16 protein-coding genes are annotated in these 18,391 nt (G+C 64.3%); 2 read left to right on the forward strand and 14 right to left on the reverse strand.

Annotation, left to right across the window (positions count from 1 at the left end):
• Positions 1–6 precede the first annotated feature (6 nt).
• From rplE to rplN, 3 genes are read right to left on the reverse strand one after another with little or no spacing between them, the layout of a single operon-like run.
• A complete protein-coding gene (gene rplE / locus AC07SQ_RS22965; RefSeq protein WP_056576993.1) occupies positions 7–546 on the reverse strand; it encodes a 50S ribosomal protein L5 in 540 nt (179 codons plus the stop codon).
• 11 nt (positions 547–557) lie between these two features.
• On the reverse strand, positions 558–890 hold the full coding sequence (rplX, locus tag AC07SQ_RS22970) for a 50S ribosomal protein L24 (RefSeq protein ID WP_062474813.1): 333 nt from the start codon (positions 888–890) through the stop codon (positions 558–560).
• A 12-nt stretch (positions 891–902) separates the two neighbouring features.
• Positions 903–1,271: a 50S ribosomal protein L14 gene (gene rplN / locus AC07SQ_RS22975; RefSeq protein ID WP_009124801.1), complete on the reverse strand. Its 369-nt coding sequence runs from the start codon at positions 1,269–1,271 to the stop codon at positions 903–905.
• 257 nt (positions 1,272–1,528) lie between these two features.
• On the opposite strand from rplN, the gene AC07SQ_RS22980 reads away from it, so the two are divergent.
• Together AC07SQ_RS22980 and proC are read left to right on the forward strand one after the other, a co-directional pair.
• Positions 1,529–2,665, forward strand: coding sequence for an esterase-like activity of phytase family protein (locus AC07SQ_RS22980; RefSeq protein ID WP_495272925.1), 1,137 nt, complete (start codon positions 1,529–1,531; stop codon positions 2,663–2,665).
• Positions 2,662–3,519, forward strand: a complete 858-nt coding sequence (gene proC, locus AC07SQ_RS22985) for a pyrroline-5-carboxylate reductase (RefSeq protein WP_495272904.1) — start codon at positions 2,662–2,664, stop codon at positions 3,517–3,519. The genes AC07SQ_RS22980 and proC overlap by 4 nt, the downstream gene beginning before the upstream one ends.
• Positions 3,520–3,532: 13 nt before the next feature.
• On the opposite strand, the gene ubiA is transcribed toward proC, so the two are convergent.
• The 11 genes from ubiA to AC07SQ_RS23040 all read right to left on the reverse strand — a co-directional run bounded on the left by ubiA (position 3,533) and on the right by AC07SQ_RS23040 (position 18,387).
• Complete coding sequence (gene ubiA / locus AC07SQ_RS22990; RefSeq protein WP_495272905.1) at positions 3,533–4,393, reverse strand: 4-hydroxybenzoate octaprenyltransferase; 861 nt, start codon at positions 4,391–4,393, stop codon at positions 3,533–3,535.
• Between the two features lie 95 nt (positions 4,394–4,488).
• Complete coding sequence (locus AC07SQ_RS22995) at positions 4,489–5,073, reverse strand: Dps family protein (protein WP_062474805.1); 585 nt, start codon at positions 5,071–5,073, stop codon at positions 4,489–4,491.
• 136 nt (positions 5,074–5,209) lie between these two features.
• Positions 5,210–6,175, reverse strand: a complete 966-nt coding sequence (locus tag AC07SQ_RS23000) for a LysR substrate-binding domain-containing protein (RefSeq protein WP_062474802.1) — start codon at positions 6,173–6,175, stop codon at positions 5,210–5,212.
• A 68-nt stretch (positions 6,176–6,243) separates the two neighbouring features.
• Positions 6,244–6,987: a hypothetical protein gene (locus tag AC07SQ_RS23005; protein WP_495272906.1), complete on the reverse strand. Its 744-nt coding sequence runs from the start codon at positions 6,985–6,987 to the stop codon at positions 6,244–6,246.
• A 22-nt stretch (positions 6,988–7,009) separates the two neighbouring features.
• Complete coding sequence (locus tag AC07SQ_RS23010; RefSeq protein WP_495272907.1) at positions 7,010–7,882, reverse strand: PoNe immunity protein domain-containing protein; 873 nt, start codon at positions 7,880–7,882, stop codon at positions 7,010–7,012.
• Between the two features lie 36 nt (positions 7,883–7,918).
• Positions 7,919–8,923: a PoNe immunity protein domain-containing protein gene (locus AC07SQ_RS23015; RefSeq protein WP_495272908.1), complete on the reverse strand. Its 1,005-nt coding sequence runs from the start codon at positions 8,921–8,923 to the stop codon at positions 7,919–7,921.
• Between the two features lie 3 nt (positions 8,924–8,926).
• Complete coding sequence (locus AC07SQ_RS23020; protein ID WP_369645549.1) at positions 8,927–10,504, reverse strand: hypothetical protein; 1,578 nt, start codon at positions 10,502–10,504, stop codon at positions 8,927–8,929.
• The gene (locus tag AC07SQ_RS23025) at positions 10,501–13,374 is read right to left on the reverse strand and encodes a type VI secretion system Vgr family protein (protein ID WP_495272909.1); all 2,874 of its coding nucleotides are present in this window, start codon (positions 13,372–13,374) and stop codon (positions 10,501–10,503) included. Before AC07SQ_RS23025 ends, AC07SQ_RS23020 begins: the two co-directional genes overlap by 4 nt.
• A gap of 153 nt (positions 13,375–13,527) precedes the next feature.
• Complete coding sequence (locus tag AC07SQ_RS23030; protein WP_495272910.1) at positions 13,528–14,124, reverse strand: hypothetical protein; 597 nt, start codon at positions 14,122–14,124, stop codon at positions 13,528–13,530.
• A gap of 30 nt (positions 14,125–14,154) precedes the next feature.
• Positions 14,155–15,072, reverse strand: coding sequence for a DUF6708 domain-containing protein (locus AC07SQ_RS23035; protein ID WP_492741854.1), 918 nt, complete (start codon positions 15,070–15,072; stop codon positions 14,155–14,157).
• Between the two features lie 6 nt (positions 15,073–15,078).
• Positions 15,079–18,387 carry a T6SS effector BTH_I2691 family protein gene (locus tag AC07SQ_RS23040; protein ID WP_492686891.1) on the reverse strand — a complete coding sequence of 1,103 codons (3,309 nt, stop codon included), beginning with the start codon at positions 18,385–18,387 and terminating at the stop codon, positions 15,079–15,081.
• Positions 18,388–18,391 lie beyond the last annotated feature (4 nt).

The following is an 18,391-nucleotide window of genomic DNA, read 5'->3' on the forward strand; positions in this document are numbered from 1 at the left end:
ATCACCTCAGTTCTTGAACGGGAAACGGAAGCCAGCGAGAAGCGCCTTGGCTTCTTCGTCGGTCTTGGCCGTCGTCGTGATGCTGATATTGAGACCGCGCAGGGCGTCGACCTTGTCGTACTCGATCTCAGGGAAAATGATCTGCTCTTTGACGCCGATGTTGTAGTTGCCACGGCCGTCGAATGCGCGACCCGAGATACCGCGGAAGTCACGCACGCGGGGCAGGGCCACGGTGACGAAACGGTCCAGGAACTCGTACATGTGCACGCCACGCAGCGTGACCATGCAGCCGATCGGCTGGTTTTCGCGGATCTTGAAGCCGGCAATGGCCTTCTTCGACTTGGTAACCACGGGCTTCTGGCCAGCGATCTTGGTCAGGTCGGCGACGGCGTTGTCGAGGACCTTCTTGTCGGCGACTGCTTCACCCACACCCATGTTCAGGGTGATCTTGGTGAGACGCGGAACTTGCATCGGCGACTTGTAGCCGAACTTTTCCGTCAGGTCTTTCGCGATCTTTTCGCGATAGTGTTGTTGGAGACGTGCCATGTGAGTACCTCTTAGGCGAACTTGATTTCGTCGCCGCTCGACTTGAAGACGCGAACAGCCACGCGCTTGCCGTCGGCACCTTGGGTGACCTTGATGCCCACGCGATCGGCCTTGCCGGTCGCAGCATTGAAGATCGCCACGTTGGATTGGTGAATCGGCATGGTCTTCTCGACGATGCCACCGGTCGTACCCTTGAGGGGGTTCGGCTTGGTGTGCTTCTTGACGAGGTTGATGCCATCGACGATCACATGCGAATCGTCGGCGCGCAGCGACACGACGCCGCGCTTGCCCTTGTCACGACCGGCCAACACGATGACCTGGTCGCCTTTGCGAATCTTGTTCATGGCGTTGTGTCCTTAGAGAACTTCGGGTGCCAGCGACACGATCTTCATGAACTTCTCGGTGCGCAGTTCGCGCGTGACCGGTCCGAAGATGCGGGTGCCGATGGGCTCCAGCTTGGCGTTGAGCAGCACGGCGGCATTGCCGTCGAACTTGACGAGCGAACCGTCAGCACGACGGATGCCCTTGGCGGTGCGGACCACCACTGCGCTGTAGATCTCGCCCTTCTTGACGCGACCACGCGGAGCGGCTTCCTTGATGCTGACCTTGATGACGTCGCCCACGCTGGCGTAACGCCGCTTGGAGCCACCGAGCACCTTGATACACAGGACGGATTTCGCGCCCGTGTTGTCGGCCACTTCGAGCCGGGATTCAGTTTGGATCATTTCTTGATATTCCCAACTTGTACCGATGAGCCTCCAGGAGGGAGACACCGCGGTCAGTCTTGGGCCCGTCGTCCACGCCTCGAACCACTCGAGACGCTTCCGCTTTGGGCTGAAAGCTTCGCCTTTTGAAAGCGAAGCCCGCGATTGTGGCACCCATGCCGGGCGATGTCAACTGCCTCATCACGCGAACTTCGACAGCCGCTAGACTTTGTGGCGTGCGCGCCCCCATCCACCCCCTCATTTCGCCGCCTTCCGTGCTGCGCCGACGCCTGCTGGCGGGCGGCGCGGGCCTGCTGGGACTGGGATCGCTGGGGCTTGCGGGTTGCCGCAGCGCAACACCGGCGCCGGACACCGGCCGGCTGCAGCGCCTGGGGGAAGCCCGCTGGGCGCACCGACGCTCTATAGAGAACACCACGGCGGGCGGCCTCTCAGGCATCGACTACGACCCCGCCAAAGGTGAGTACCTGCTTCTCAGCGATGACCGGTCAGACCTGGCTCCCGTGCGCTGCTACACCACGCGCTGGCCCCAACCGGCCGACGCCGCTCCCGAGCCCACCAGCGTTGTCCAGCTGCAACGCCCCGGCGGCGGCCCCTGGCCCGGCCGGCGCCACGCGGTCGACGGCCTGCCCGTTCCCGACCCCGAGGCCCTGCGCCTGCGCCCCTCGGCCGGCACCTTGCTCTGGACCAGCGAAGGCGACCTCGCCCGCGGCTTCGGCCCCGCCCTGTACGAATCGGCGCGCGATGGCCGCTTCCTGCGCGAATTCGCCCTGCCGGCGATGTTCGCCCCGGACCCGACCCAGCGCCGCGGTCCGCGCGACAACCTGACGTTCGAAGGCTTGGCCCTCACGCCGGACGACCGTTCGGCCTGGCTTGCGATGGAAAACGCCCTGGTCCAGGACGGCCCCGTCCCGACCACCACCACCCCCGGCGGCCCCTGCCGCTTCACCCAGGTCGACCTCGCGACCGGCCGCGCCGTGCGCCAGATCGCCTACGTGCCCGACGCCATCCCGCTGCGCCCGCTGGTGCCGGGCACCTACGCCGACAACGGCGTGAGCGAGGTGCTGATGCTCGACGCCCACCGGATGCTGGTGCTGGAGCGGGCCTACGCCACCGGCGCCGGCAATTCGCTGCGCCTGTATGAAATAGACACCCGGGCCGCCGACGACGTGCTCGCCATCGACGCCCTCGCCCCCGGCAATCATCGCCCGGCCGCCAAGACGCTCGTGGCCGACTTCGCCACCCTGGGCCTCTCGCGCCTCGACAACAGCGAGGGCATGTGCTGGGGCCCACCTTTGCCCGACGGCCGCCGCCTGCTGGTGGTCGTGAGCGACGACAATTTCAACCCGCTGCAAGTGACGCAGTTCGCCGCCTTCGCCTACACCGACCGACCATGACCATCGCCGTGACCTTCCTGCCCCGCACCGCGCCGGGCCCCCTGCCCCCCATCGCCTTCATCGGCGGTGGCAACATGGCCAGTGCCATCATCGGCGGCCTGATCCAGCAAGGCGTCGCGGCCGACAACTTCGAAGTGGTCGAGCCTTTTGAAGAAGCCCGCACCAGGCTGGCCCAGTCCTACGGCATCGTCGCCAGGGCCGAGGCCAGCGAGGCCCTCTCGCGCTGCGCCGTGGTGGTGTGGGCGGTCAAGCCCCAGACCTTTGCCGAAGCCGCCCGCCCGGTGCGCGCCTTTGCGGCCGACGCCCTGCACCTGAGCGTGGCGGCGGGCATCCCGTCCGACAGCATCGCCCGCTGGCTCGGCACCGAGCGCGTGGTGCGCGCCATGCCCAACACGCCGGCCCTGGTCGGCAAGGGCATGACCGGCCTCTTCGCACGGCCGGGCGTCGAAAGCGCCGACCGCGCACGCGTCGGCCAGCTGCTGGCGCCGACCGGCGAGCTGATCTGGGTCGACGCCGAACCCGCGCTCGACGCGGTGACCGCCATGTCGGGCTCCGGCCCGGCCTACGTGTTCTATTTCATCGAGGCAATGACCGAGGCCGGCGTCGAGATGGGCCTCACGCCCGACCAGGCCCAGCGGCTCGCCATCGGCACCTTTACCGGCGCCTCGGCGCTGGCGCACAGCGCGACCGAGCCGCCGTCGGTGCTGCGCGAGCGCGTGACCTCCAAGGGCGGCACGACCTATGCAGCCCTGAGCACGCTCGAAGCCTCGGATGTGAAGGGCCAGTTCAAGACCGCCATCCGCGCCGCACAAAAGCGCGCGGCCGAGTTGGGCGAGGAATTCGGGCGCGGCTGACCCGCCCGGCGGGCTATCGGAGGGCGTAGCCCGCCACGATGCCGACGAACACCGCGAAGCCCAGCCAGTGGTTTTCGCGGAAGGCCTTGAAGCAGCCCTCGCGCGTGCGGTCATGGATCAGCCGCCAGTGCCAGAACGCCTGCGCCGCCGCCACCGCAATGCCCAGATAGAAGAGCACCCCCAGCGATCGGCTGGCACCGGCCCAGATCCAGACCGCCAGGAAGATCGCGTAGCTGGCCATCACCGCCGCCACGTCGAAGCGGCCGAAGGTGATCGCCGAGGTCTTCATGCCGATCTTCAGGTCGTCGTCGCGGTCCACCATGGCGTACTCGGTGTCGTAGGCCAGCACCCAGAACAGGTTGCCCGCCAGCAGCCACCACGCAAAGGCTGGCACCGTCGACTGCACCGCGGCAAAGGCCATCGGGATGCCGAAGCTGAAGGCGATGCCCAGCACCGCCTGCGGGATCGACACGAAGCGCTTGGCGAACGGGTAGATCAGCGTGATCGCCAGCGCCGCGAACGACCACAGCACCGTCGTGCGGTTGGTGGTGAGCACCAGCCCGAAGGACAGCAGCGCCAGCACCGCGCCCAGCCCCAACGCCTCCTTGACCGACATCGCGCCGCTCGTCACCGGCCGCTGGGCCGTGCGCTTCACATGGCGGTCGAACTCGCGATCGGCCACGTCGTTCACACAGCAGCCCGCGCTGCGCATCAGGAAGGTGCCGAGCGTGAACACCACGACGAGGTGCCAGCCGGGCCAGCCGTCGGCCGCGAACCAGAGCGCACCCAGTGTGGGCCACAGCAGCAAGAGCCAGCCGGCCGGCCGGTTCCAGCGGATCAGATCGAGGTAGAGCGCAAAACGGCGGGCAAGCATGCGGCGGACGGGCAGACGAAAAAAGAGCGGCCATTGTGCCGCTCTTGCAGGGGCTCCCGGCACACATCAGGTGCAGGGAGATCAGGAAGACGTCATCAGTCCTCGAGCAGCGAGCGCAGCATCCAGGCCGTCTGGTCGTGCACCGTGCAGCGCGCGGTCAGCATGTCGGCGGTCGGGTCGTCGCCGGCCTCTTCGGCCACCGGGATGAACTCGCGCGCGATGCGCGACACCGTCTCGTGGCCCTTCACGAGGATGCGCACCATCTCCATCGCCTTGGGCGGGTTCTGCGGCACGTCGGGCACGGTGGCAATCTTGCTGAACTCGGCGTACGAGCCCGGCGCGTAGTGGCCCAGCGCGCGGATGCGCTCGGCGAGCACGTCCGTCGAGCCCCACAGCTCGGTGTACTGCGTCATGAACATCGCATGCAGCGAGTTGAAGTGCGGCCCCGTCACGTTCCAGTGGAAGTTGTGCGTCGTGAGGTACAGCGTGTAGGTGTCCGCCAGCACGCGGCTCAGGCCTTCGGCGATGGCCGCGCGGTCCTGGCGTTCGATGCCGATGTTGATGATCGGCGCATTGCGGCTGCCCGACTCCTGCGCGACGACGGCACCGCCCTTCTTGGGCACCTTGCCGGCGGAAGCTGCGGGCGACGGGGACTTGGTTTTCTTCGAGGGTTTGGCCATGGCGGAGGGGTCTTTCTTGAAGTTGGGTGACAACACCGAAATTCTGAAAGCCGGCAGGCGGCTTCGCAACAGCTTCACTCTATCCCAGCGATCAGCGATCCCAAACAGCCCGCGCGTAGGCGGAGGCCCCGAATCGCTAGGAGAGTCGTTTGACACCCGGCAGCTCGCACGCGTAGATCGCGTTGCGCAGCGCCGCAATGGCCTCGTAGCGCGTGAAGGTGCGGCGCCAGGCCAGCACCACGCGGCGCATCGGCGGGTCGCGGTCCTGCGCGTCGCGCACGGGCAGGTAGCGCACCATCTGCTCCGGCTCCTTGCGCCCCTTGACCTTCGGCTTGAGCGCCTCGGCCGGCACCGACAGGCGTGGCACCAGCGTCACGCCCATGCCCGAGGCCACCATGTGCTTGATGGTCTCCAGCGACGAGCCTTCGAAGCTCTTGCGGATGCCCTCGGCATTGCTCGAGAAGCGCGCGAACTCGGGACACACCTCGAGCACGTGGTCGCGAAAGCAGTGGCCCGTGCCCAGCAGCAGCATCGTCTCGCTCTGCAGTTCTTCCGAGGTGATCGACTCGCGGTCGGCCAGCTTGTGCTTCACGGGCAGCGCCGCCATGAAGGGCTCGTCGTACAGCGGCGCCATCGCCAGGCCCGTGTCGGGAAAGGGCTCGGCCATGATCGCGCAGTCGATCTCGCCGGCGCGCAGCATCTCGAGCAGCTTGACCGTGAAGTTCTCCTGCAGCACCAGCGGCATCTGCGGCGTGCGCGCGATCACCTGGCGCACCAGGTCGGGCAGCAGGTACGGGCCGATCGTGTAGATCACGCCCAGGTTCAGCGGGCCGGCCAGCGGGTCTTTGCCGCGCTTGGCGATCTCCTTGATGCTGGCGGCCTGGTCGAGCACGCTTTGCGCCTGCTGGACGATCTGCTCGCCGAGCGGCGTCACGGTCACTTCACCGGCGCTGCGCTCGAAGAGCTTGACCTCGAGTTCGTCCTCGAGTTTCTTGATGGCCACCGAAAGCGTCGGCTGGGACACATAACAGGCCTCGGCCGCCTTGCCGAAGTGCCGCTCGCGGGCGACTGCGACGATGTATTTGAGTTCGGTGAGAGTCATAGCTTGCGTCAATTATGCGCAAGGGTCTGTGACCCGGCTGGGGCGGGGTTAAAAGCCGCGGGCTGCGCTCAGTCGGCGCGACTCCAGACCCATTGCACCGGCCGCCCGCCGTTCGAGGGCATCGGCTCGCCCTGCGTGACGGCCACGCTCACGCGCAGATCGGTCAGGCAGGCCCAGACGCCCGAGCGAGGGCACCTCTGGCCTGTTTCTGCAAACAGCAGCTCATCGCGGCGCATGCGCTGCCCCTGGATCTGCGCCGAGCCATCGGCCTCCGCGGTGAACGCGACGCGGCCGGACGCGGCACGCTCTTCGAAGATCTCGATGGCGCCTTGCAAGGCGATGAAGAAATCCCAGTCGGACAGATCCTGCTCCGCCGCCGCGGCGGTGAAATCGGCTTGGTACAGGCGTTGATAGCGCTCGGCGTTGTAGTCCAGCTCGAAGACGACCTGGCCTGTTGCAGCATCCATCAGCCGGAACTGGCTGAAGCCCTGTCGCAAGCGCCCATCGCCATACCGCGAAGGCGCGATCTCGCTGCGCAGGACGGGCGAGAGCATCACCACGGAGCCGTCGCCGCGCTTCTGGCAGATCTCGAACACGGCACCGTCGTCGGTGCGAAAGACGAACTTCTCGTCGGACGTCCAGTAGCTGTAGTAGCGCTTGTCGTTCTCGATCGTGTAGCCGCCTTTGACGGGGAGGTCGGCGAGTACCGCGGCGCCTGGAGGTTTTTCGGCGTCGTCGACTGGGCGCCAGCGGCCGGTTGCGGGGTCCAGGTCGATGAGGTCGGAGGCGGTGTGATGCAGGTAGAGCCACATGGGACTGGTTAAACCATCATCCCTATTTCGGGCAAGCCTCTCCACTTCGGGTGGAGGTGGGGGGACCGTCTTTTGTCGCAAGGGTCGCATTGATGTCAGGCGATGCGACCGCGCCATGCGTGCGCGCATAGTCAACGAGGTCCTTGGGATAGAACGTCAGGTCTCGGTAGCTGCTGTCGTCGATGTCCCAGAGGTAGGTCACCAGCCCGGCCTCGAAGGCCCAGTAGCCATCGAAGCTTTGCGGGATCTTGTCGTGCAACCCATGCCACGCAGTTCCCTTCATAGCCGGATACCACTTCTTGAGGAGTTCAGCCACGAACAAGGGGCGCTTTCTCGGCTCGGCTTCAATGGCCTTTAACAACAGTGGATGGGCTTTGAGAAAGCGCAGCATGCCCTTGGCTGGCACCGTCGGCAGCCCCAGCTTTCCGAGAAGCGCCTCGTAGAGCGCGTCTTTGCCGCGGTTGTCGGTGTAGGCGACATCGAACAAGGCCACAACGCGTGGAACCAAGTCGTCACGACGCAACAGCTTGGCCAAGGACAGGAACGTCATGGCGTAGTGGTAGCTGTCGAGTTCCTCGAGGAAGAACGGCTCGGTTTCGTGCAATGGATGCGGGAGGCTTGATGGCTCTTGCGCAGCAAGCACGCCGGGAAAGTCCGCAGCGAGGTGCTCCATCGGGCTGCCGTCCGAATAGGAGTGACCCAAGAGACGTCTCTTGGCGCTGGCGATGGCCCAATTCCAAGCAAACCAGCCATCTTCGCGAAAGCCCTCTTTTCCGAGACTTGTGTCGAGCAGCAACTGAGCATCGGCAATGTCTTCGTGCAGACCCAGCCGGCGGACCGAACTGGGCTCTTCATTCAGAAATTGTTCGCGACGCTTCGAGGAGAAACTACTCATGGCTCACCAGTCCAAACCGCGCATTTGACTTGAGTCTCAGAGCTTGGGCGCCGTTTGATCCGTACTCCATTGCCAGAAGGTTGCGCCGTAGCTGCTGCCCTCGATGACGGGCATGACCTCGTCCGCCTTGAAGTAGCGTCGGCTGCCCGCCTTGGCTGGCGTGAACCACCAGCCGGCCAGTGGGCAAGGCTCTCCACCTCGTGTGGAGACCGGAGGGCCGTCTTGTGCTGAAAGGGAAGCGCTGGTGTCAGGCGATGCGACCGCGCCATGCGTGCGCGCATAGTCAACCAGGTCCTTGGGATAGAACGGCAGGTCTCGGTAGCTGCTGTCGTCGATATCCCAGAGGTAGGTCACCAGCCCGGCCTCGAAGGCCCAGTAGCCAAAGAAGCTCTGCGGTACCTTATCGTGCAGGCCATGCCAGTAGGTTCCCTTCATTGCGGAGTACCACTTCCTTAGGAACTCCGCGATGAATAGAGGGCGTTTTTGGGGGGGCGCCTCAATGGCCTTCAACAGAAGTGGATGGGCTTTGAGAAAACGCAACATGCCCTTCGCAGGAACTGTCGGCAAGCCGAGCTTTCCAAGCAGCGTTTCGTACAAAGCATCCTTTCCTCTATTTTCGGACCGGGCCACATCGAACAGTGCGGCCACGCGTGGAACGAGGTCGTCGTGGCGCAGCAGCTTGGCCAACGACAGCAAGGTCATGGCGTAGTGGTAGCCGTCGAGTTCCTCGAGATAGAGCGGTTCAGTCTGATAGGTCGAATTCGGAAGACACTGAGCTTCGATGGTTCGGAGCATGGGAGGGTACGCCGTTGCGACCTCCGTGACGGGGCGTCCGGCCGAGTACTGACCAATGAGCAACGAAAACTTGGCGCCTGCCATGAAGCTATGCCAACGGGACCATGCATTCTCATCCGCGGAGGCCAGATCATTTTTTAGATAGCCCTCAAGCTCGGCGACGTTTTCTCGGGTTGCGTTCACAAGGAGTAGATAAGGCTCCTCGTTTAAGAAGCGCTCGCGCCGATTCGAATAGAAGTCAGCCATTTTCTAGACGTTCCATTTCATTTTGTCGATGTCGTACCCACGCAATGCATAAGGCGGAAAAAATGCCAATCCCTGCATCCGCCTTCCGCCGCGCGCTCTCGCCTTCTTGCTGTTTTTGGCATTGGCGGGTTGGCATCCATAAAGCCAGCGAAGGTAGCCAATTTTCTGGATATCGCTGAGCTTTTGCGGCACTCTCCCAGTGGTTGGATCCGGCGGAAAAACGGTAGTTCGCAGACGTTGATCGATCCACGTTCGACTCATCTGCTTCACCCCCGTCGTCGTCGTCCCCAGCTTGTTCTTCCATTCAATGTCCTGAAGCTTGTTGCCCGACTTGACGTGATAGCCGAACTTGGCCTCCATCACCACAAAGCGCGGGAACGTGGCAGGCTTGCCCGTCACCGGGTTGAAGTCTGAATCGATATCGCCGAAGGGCTTGATGCTGCGGCTGATGGCCGCCTTCGCAATCTGCTCCCCAGGTATCTCCACATCGAGTTCGTCCAATATCCAGCCCAGGCTGTTGGGGATGCCGTTGTAGTGCGGTGGCAGCAAGGTTCCACCGGTCACCACACTGGGCTCTTTTTCGAAGAGGCCATCGATACCCTGGTCCGAGCCGAAGAACGCGCTGGTGTCGCGCTTGGATGTGTTTGGCGCTGGGAAAAGACGCGAGTAGCCCATGAAGTTGATGAAGTAATTGTCCACGCAGCTCTCGCACAAGTTGCCGTTGATCTGCGCGTACATCCAGTCGAGCAACTTGTCGGGAATCTTGTCCAGCACCTTGGGGTTCGTGATGTTGGTCGCGGCGTTGTAGACCACATGCTGGAGCTTGGCAACGGCAGCAGCCACCCAGGTCTGGACCTGCTTGAGAGCGCCCGTCACCCAACCACTGATCTTGGCGTACCACTCGCTGATCACCTTGGACATCTTGGGCAGATAGCGCCCCACCGCAGCCCCGATCTTGTCGAATATCTGGCGCAGCAGCGAATTGATCTTGCCCGCGTAGGACGGAAAGTTCAGTCCCTTGAGGTATCCCAGGGTGTCGCCGGTACCCAGGAACCGCAGCATCGCCGCGCCTTCACCCGTCTCCAGCGCGGCAACCGCAAAACGCATGTTGGCGAACTTCGGCAGCATCCGGTAGATCACCTTGCCGGCCCGTCCCACGTAGGGGATGCACAAGGCGGCAGCGGCCATGCCCAGCTCCACCAAGGCACCCTTGGTTTCCTCTGCCGTGTCGTCCTTGGAGTCGACCAGCAACGCCAGGGCGCGCAACACGTCGCGGAAGTCTTCCAGAATCCAGATGGCGATCTGCTTGCCGATGGTCAGCGGATTGATCAGTTCGACAAGGCTGAGTATTTCAGCGAACAAGTCGGAGACCCAGTTGCCTTGCTCGCGCAGATAACTTTTCAATGCGTCGGAGCCATTGAAGTTCAACTTGTCGAGTTCGATCGTCCAGTCGTCCACGGTGTCCGCAGCGCTGCGCGCGCCCTTGGCCGCCAGGTCCCGCACCCAATCGAACGCGTCGCTCAGGTAGGTGTGCGCATGCGCGTCTTCGAGACTGACCAATTCACCTCTGTCGCCGCTCATTTTTTGACTCCCTGTTCAACTTGATCCGCGAACGCCGCCGTGAGCGCGCTGCGCCATGCCGAGACGTCCGCTTGTGCCTTGTCTTTGGAATGCACGGAGGGGTCGATCGTCTTCACCTCCTCGTATTTCACCTTGACCGGACCCGGTGGCACGTTCTCCATTCGAGCATGCCCCTGTGCGTCCAAGTTGCCGCTGCGAACAGAACCATCTGAAAAGGTCGCGGTGTACTTGGCGCCTGCGACGGGGTCCAGATCGGCATAGTGATAAGTGAGTGCGATCCAGTTCTTGAGGTCCATCGCGTCGGACGGTAGTTGCGGCAACTCCACCGAACCCCGCCCCGGCCCCACAAAGCTCTTGCTCGTCCCCTTCACATCCAGCAGCCCCGGCATCTTCAAGGTGATGTTCACCCCTTCCAGCTCGATGCTCGTCTGCCCCCCCTTGAGCGTGATCTTCTGCTGCGCCAGCACGTGGATCTCGTCGTTGCTGCTGGTGACCGTGAAGCCTTCCTTGGCCAGCCATTCGAGCTCGTCGGTGTGCGCCTGCACGCTCACCGGCCCGTCCTGCGCGATGACCTGGATACCGCCTTCGTGGCTGTACAGCCCCACGGATTTGGCGGCCGCAAAGCTCACGGTCTTGCCCGCCGCGATGTGGGCCTGCGCCTGCGCAGTCCAGTGGATGGCCTCGCCCGCGTACACGGTCGCGCTCGCAGGCGTGGCCATGTTCAGACTCATGGCCGCATCGAGCACCATGAGCGGCCGGGCGAAGGCAGGCACCGGGTCTTGCCCTTCGCGTGAGCCTGCGCCCTCTCCACCCTTCGGCTCGCGCGCGTCCTGCCCGTTGACGCTGCCGGGATAGTGCCCGTTCTTCTGCGGATCGATGTCGTCGATGAGCGGCTGCAGCAGCGCCGTGGCGCTCAACGCCAGCGCCTTCGCGCCGCCGGCCGCATCGGACAGCTTCTGCGCCTCGCGCAACGCGCCGGCGAGCTGGCCACGCACGCTGGTAGTGTCCTGCACGCTGCCCGTCGCGCGTTCCTGGGCCAGCGTGGAGATCAACAAACCCTCGCCGGCGCGCGTGGCGACCCAGGCGTCGGAGCGCAGTTCGGCGCCGCTGCCGCGCCAGGCGCCGCGGTTGCTCTCGTCGGGCGACTGGGCGTTGAGGTGGCCCAGATTGAGCTGGCTGGCCGCGTGCGAGCTGGCCAGGCGGGTGCGCACCTGTCCGGGCGCGTCGTCGGCGATCCACTGGTTGTAGCCACTGCCGTCGAGCGCGCGGCTGTGCCAGCCCGAGAGCACACCCGCATGGTTGGCCGATGAATCGGTGCCAGCCGACCAAGGCGGAAGATCCTGTCCGTTGTACAGCTGCTGGGCGACCACCGGTCGGTCGATGTCGCCTTCGATGAAGGACACGAGCACTTCGGAGCCCACGCGCGGCAGGTGATGTGCGCCCCAGTTCGGGCCGGCAACAGGGGCAGCCACGCGCAGCCAGACCGACTGGCGGTTGCTGGCGTGGCGACCGGCAGCGACGAGGCTGCCTTGTCCGCTGCTCGTCGATTGCTGCTGGCCCGCACGCTGGGCCTGCCAATGGAAGCGCACCTGCACACGATGGTCGCGTTGCGTGTGGACAGCGGTCGGTGCCTCGTCGTCATCGCCGCCGACCACGAGCGCGACCATGGCCTCGGGGGCCGTGGGCTTGGGTCGCCACAGCGGCACGACCTGTGCCTCGGCCGGCTGGGCCTCGAAGCTGTTGCGATAGCTGCCCTTCTCGAGCTCGCCGGCCTCGAGCACCTGCGCGGCCTGTGCGCCGAGGTTGTTGGCCGCTTCGTGGCGCACGCGCAGTGCGAGGAATTTGCGGCCGTCGTAGCGGTCGTGCTGCGTGAGCGTGAAGCGCTCGCCGGCACCGAGCTGTCGCACGCTGCCCGCGGCGCCGTAGCGCTTGATGCGCGACTCGAAGGCCACCAGCTGCTGCTCGGCGCGGCGGGCAGCGGTGGCGCTGTCGGCATAGCGCTGCGCGCCGGCGCCGTCGTAGTGCTCCAGCACGGGCACCTCGCCCATGGCCAGCGCGCTCTGCACTGCGCCGGTGGGGGCCTGCAGCACGCTGGCGTCCCAGGCGTTGCGCATGACGGCGTTGGTGGTGACCTGGCGCCGGCTGCTCCAGGCGGTGATGGCGTCGGTCGCTTCGGTGGCGTCGACGCGGTGGAAGCGGATCTGCGACAAGGCGCAGTCGGGCGGGGTTGCCGCGCGGTCGAAGATCACCAGGCGGTGGTGCGAGGGCGTGGTGTTGCTGCCCCCTCCGCCCGTCGGCTGTTGCTGCTCGTGCTCGAAGCGAAAGCTCAGGCCGTCTTCCGCCAGCAGGCGCAGCACGAAGGCCAGGTCCGACTCGCGGTACTGCACACAGGTGGGCCGCACGGGCATCTCCTGCGTGACTTCGAAACTGAAGCTGGCGGTCGTGTGGTCGGCGAACACTTCACTGACGATGTCCTGCACGTGCTTGGCGGCGTACACGAAGCTGTCGCGGCGCAGGCCGAGCGCGGCGAGCCAGGGTTGCAGGTGCAGCCGGTAGCGCGCCAGGCCGCCGTCACCGCCCAGCGCATCGACGGCCGTGAGGTAACCGTGCCAAGTGCGAAAGCCGCCGTTGGCCAGCAGCAGGCGCAGGCTCAGCTCTTCGCCGATCAGCGCGAACGGGTCGAACTCGCTCGAGGTGGCGAGGGTGTCGATGGTGAACTCGAAGAGCTCGTTGACGCCTTCGCTGCCGGTGAAGCGCTCGACGACAACGGCGTTCTGCGGCGCCGACGCGGGCAGCTGCAGCTTGATGAGCCGCGCCTGCTCCGAGAGCCGTGCGACGTTCAGGCCTTCGAGCTTCCATGGCGTCGGCATGAAGCTGCTTGATGTGTCTGATGACATGGATATCCACCTCCCTGGTGTCAGTGCCGGTCGTGCCGGTCTTCGTTCGATGCATGGCCGCGCGCGATCTTCCCGCCCTGTCGGTTCAGGGGCTGGCCGATCGACATCGCGTGGACCGGAAAAATCCTAGTTCGCCAACGTTGCATGTGCGTTTGCTGTGCCACAGCTGAATGTCATGACCGCGGGCGGCGGAAACACGGTGTTCGATCCGAACAGCCAGTAGCGCCTTGCATTGATCGTGACGGTCTGAGTGAACGAGCCTGTCAGCCCCAAGTCGGAGGCGGTCGGATTCGTCTCGTCGAAGCTCAAGCTTTCCGCAGACTGGAATGGGTCCTTGGGAATGTTGAGGACCACATGGATAGCGGCTGTAGGAATGGTTTCTTTGCCCAGACGAATGCCGAACCAACTGCGCGTCACAAACGTGGAGGACTTTTCCAGCCACGCGTCATGCACCGAGCAATCACCAAAAGACGATGCATCGAAACGCAGCTTGGCCAACAGCCTTCCCTGGGCCCGGCTCTCATCGCTCGATACCGCGGTGGATGTGTCGGAGGTGCTCGTGTTCACCCTATAGCCGCGATAGGCCACCGCCGATGCGACGAGGAGTGCCACAGCACCCGCAGCAAGCAGCGCAAATCTCGTCACAGGTCGCGGGCGCCGCACGGCGCGGGAATACGGTCGGCGGATGTCATGGCTGTCGTTGCCTCCACTGATCTGGGACATGAAAGGACTGTCTCGCATGGCAGGCGTCCGTCATTCGCGAATGCCTGCCAAACGACGCACCTCTTCTTCGCTCAAGGCCAACCCGCCAGCGGCGGCGATGACCTCTGGCGGGAATTGCGGCAACTTGCCCGTCCCCGAGCGCCGCAGGCTCTCGCCCGCCTGGATCGGTGGGCCGCCTTCTTCCATGTAGCGTCGAATGTGCTCATACAGGCGCCAGAGCAATTCATCCTCCCACCAGCCCTTGTAGCCAATGGTCACGATCTCCTTGCATTGCCTGGGTTGCCTGGGGTCACCCCACAGCAGCGCCAGCAAATAGGAAGAACGCGCCGCTTCGCCCGTGATCTCGGTGAGTTGGTAGCTGCGCGCATAGGCGTCGTCCCAGCGACAGGTCTTGACCTCGCCAACGCCTGCGCGCTGCCAGACCTTCCAGAACCTCATCGGAATGACGGTGAAGAACGAAACCTCCCTGGTCTTGCGATTGAAGAGAACCGGCAGATCGCGGGGCGTAAGGAATCCGACTCTGAAGAAAAATATGGCCGCGACCAGAAAGAAGAGCGCGGCCATCGTCGAAACCATGGACATCAACAAGTTCAGAACGTAGTCCGACCTGCTTGAATCCAGATCCATGATGGATTCAAACGCCCCCCATCCGAACATGCAGGCAGCGAATCCGATGAGGGCTGCATACAGCCCCATCATGAATGTGATTTCGGTCGTACCCGCCGGCGCGCCAACAACGATGGCGTTCGAATGAATGCCCAACAAGGAATCGCACGAACTCGCCTTCCCATGCACGGGCTCGCGCTTTTCACGCGAGGCGATGCGCCAGGGAGACTTTCCTCCCAACAGGCTCTTCTTCTGGACTTTCTCGACGAACTCAAACTGCGGGTCGGGCGCATTCCATTGCGGCAGCCGAATGTCGTAGTCCGGATTGTTTTCACGGCTCATGATCTGTCACTTGGCGAGTGACTCATCGACAATGAGCTCGCCTCCTTCAGGTGCATCCCAGATCCTCACATTGCCCTTGATGCCGCTCATCGCGTCGCGGCTCATTTCCACCCGTCGAGTGATCGATTCATCGTTGATTTCCAGCGGAAATATCTTGGTCTTCGGCCCTTCGACGATCTTGTCCTGCGCGTTCAATTTCCACTGCTTGCGCTGATCCGGCGTGCCAGTCACTTCAAACCCGAGTTCGTATTTCACCAGCTCACGCAACTGAACCGGGATGAACAGGCGCGTCCATGCTTCGTATGTGTCCGTGGGAACGTTCACCAGGATCGGGGCCATGCCAACCGAGCGTCCTTGCAAAGTCGTCTTGATTCCCGCATAGAAATCGACGCGAACACCCAGCAAGACCTTGTTGAGTTCATTCTGTTCCCTCTGCAGATTTCCCCATTTGTCACTGGCTTCGCCCCAGATGCTTCGCTTCACCCATTCGACAGTGGGCGCATCGTTCAGCAACATGGCGATGAAACCCGCAATCAAGCCCAGCCCGAGAAGCAGCAATCCCCACCCCGTCCAGGACAAGCCCCAGCCGGCCGCCACGGTTCCCGTGATCCAGCCTGCAGTTCCGGCCACGTACATTCCACCGGCGATGGCTGCACCGACAAAGAACAGGCTTTGGGCAAGGTACAGGGCCGATGCATCGGAATCTCCTTTTTCTTTTTCATTTCTGTGCCGCAAGAAGGCACTCACAGCGTCGAATAGAAGCGATATCGCCGACGCACTCCCCGCCACCAATTTCAATCCCAACGCCGACGCCGTCTTGCCGAGTTGCTTCGCGTACGCCTCGCTGATTTCCAGCAGCGCGCCGGTCACGCCCAGCCCTGTCGTCAGCAAGGTGATGCTGGCGTAAGTGCGCTCTTCCTGAGTACCCGTCTCGAGCGTGTGCCAGGTCTTGCTGATGGACAGCACCTGCAGCAGCGCGCCGGCCGCGGAAAACGTCGCACTGCCCTGCTTGAATACGGCCATGCTCTCGCGCATGACGTCCGAGCCCGTCTTGCCGACCCGGCGAGCGAAATCGGCCACGGCGTCGGCCGACGCACCGGCCGCTGCCCGCGCGTCCGAGCCGGCCTTGGCCCCGGCCGCAGTGGCCGCATCCACCGCCCCCGGCGCGGCGGCGGCACCCTGGCGCACGGCGACGTAGACGTCGATCAGCGCGTTGGCCGTGCCCGGCCTGCCGCCGACGTTGAACCACATGGCGCCGCCCAGGACCAGGCTCTTGACCTGCTTGCTGTCTGCCGCATCGGCAGCGCGCTGCGCCAGGCCCCGCACCAGCCCCATCTGCTGGCGCCAGTAGGCGGCCGCCTTGTCCAGCGAGATGCTGAATTTGTGCACGGTCACGCCCGCGGCCTTGCCCAGCGTGTTGGTGATCGATTCGGTCAGTGCCTGCAACTTGTCGCGCAGGGGCGCCGGCAGCTGCTGGAGTTTGTCCAGCGCCATCGAGGTGGCGCCCACGACGGTCAGGGTCAGATGGCCATAGGTGGACGCCAGGTTCTTCAGCAGCGGCAATTGCTGGGCGAGCCAGCGTATCTCGGGCACGGCTCGCAGCAACGCCTTGTCGCCGGCCGGCAAGGGCGTGCCGGCGGCGACCGCTTTCTCGATTTCCTCGATCAGCTTGAAGAGGTTCTTGATTTCCTTGTGGACCTTGGTGGGTTTGAAGGCCTCCTGGAAACTCTCGAAAGCCGACTTCTGGTTGCCCAGCAACGACCGCACCAGCAATGCCTCCTTGTCGTTGGGGTCCTTGAGCAGGAAATCCTTGAACCACTCGGTGCCCTTGTCGGTGATCGGCCCACCATGGGTGCACATGCCCACCGCGGCGGCGTAGAAGATGCCGTCACTGGGTGTCGCCTCGTCGAAGTCGAAGCCGGTGATCAGCTTGCGTTGCTCGGACTGCAGCCAGACCTGGTAGTCCAGCTCCAGACGTTCGAGGCGTTGGCGGTCTTCCTTGATCTTGGTCTGGTAGCTGCCCAGGAAGGTGCGGTGGGCGGGTTTGCGCTTGCCCCCCGTGACCCCGTCCAGAATGTCTTCTTTCAGGCTGGTGGCCTGCCGGTCGATCTGCGAGGCGCTGGGGAAGCTGATGATGCCGCGCCCATACACGCGGGTGCGGCCATCGCCATTGATGTCGTAGGGGTTGTATTCGTACTTGGGCTCCAGGGTGGCTTCGGGCGGGAGCTTTCCTGCCGCCTTCATGTCCTTGAACTCCTTTTCGCCGACCTCCTTGCCATTCAGGCCGGCGTACTGCGGATCGGTCAATGGCGCCTTGCGCGCCTGCGCCTGCTCGTCGGCCCGCTTGAGAAGCCCTTCGATGGTCAGCGCCGTTTGCAGCTTCTGGTAGCCGGACGTCTGCGTGATGACCCATTCGGCGGCATCGTTGCACAGGGTGATGCGACGCTGGGCGGTTTCCGCGGTCGCGCCGATCGGGTCGATCAGGCCGACGATCATGACGTCGTTGGGCGAGTAGGGCTTCTTCTTGCTGGCCTGGTTGCCGGCGGCCAGGATTCGCTGGGCCTCCGTATGCAGGGTGCCGGCCGTTTCCGGGCGCGTGTGGGCCACGCCCGGCTTTCCGGAACCGGGCAGCGGTGCAAACGGGTTGCCGCGAAGCGCCGATGCAGGGCGGCCGGGATCGTAGTCGGCCACCGCGGTCTGCACCAGCTTGTCGGTCAACGGCAGGGATTGGCTGCACGATGCGTCGGGCGCATCGATCTTGGTCATTCGCTTGCGACGCAGCGTCTTGTCGTTCCCGTACAGATGCCGAACCTCCGGGCTCCAGAGATGGTCGCTGTAGGCCACCCAGACCTTGCCGGCGTTCTTGGCGTCCTGGATCACGAACAGCATCGCGCTGGCGTACGCGGCGGTGCGACTGCAGGAAAAGGCCTCTTCGTCCTTGCCCGAGGCCGAGCCTTCGAGAGGGTGCGGGGTGAGGTAGCCACCTTCATGCACCTTGAAGGCTTCCCAGCCGCGTTGGCTCTTCAGGGTCGGGGTGTGCGACTTCTCGTAGTAGGCAATGACATAACCGGGGCGCAGCGTTCTGGCGACATGCCCCGACGTTGGCAATTGCGGCGCCGGGATCTTGGAATCCATCAGCACCCGGGTCGTTCCACTGCGCGCCGCGTTCTCGGCATACGCCTTGTCGGCCACACCAGGACGCACCAGAAGCACCGGGAGGCCGGCTTTCTCGCAGGCCGGGCAACCTCCTGTCGCGCAGGCGGGCGTGTTGGCGGCCGCCTTATTCGCCGCCGCCGAGTAGGAATTGAGGGCCATGGTG

It is taken from the genome of Variovorax sp. GW821-FHT06D12, from assembly GCF_059419205.1.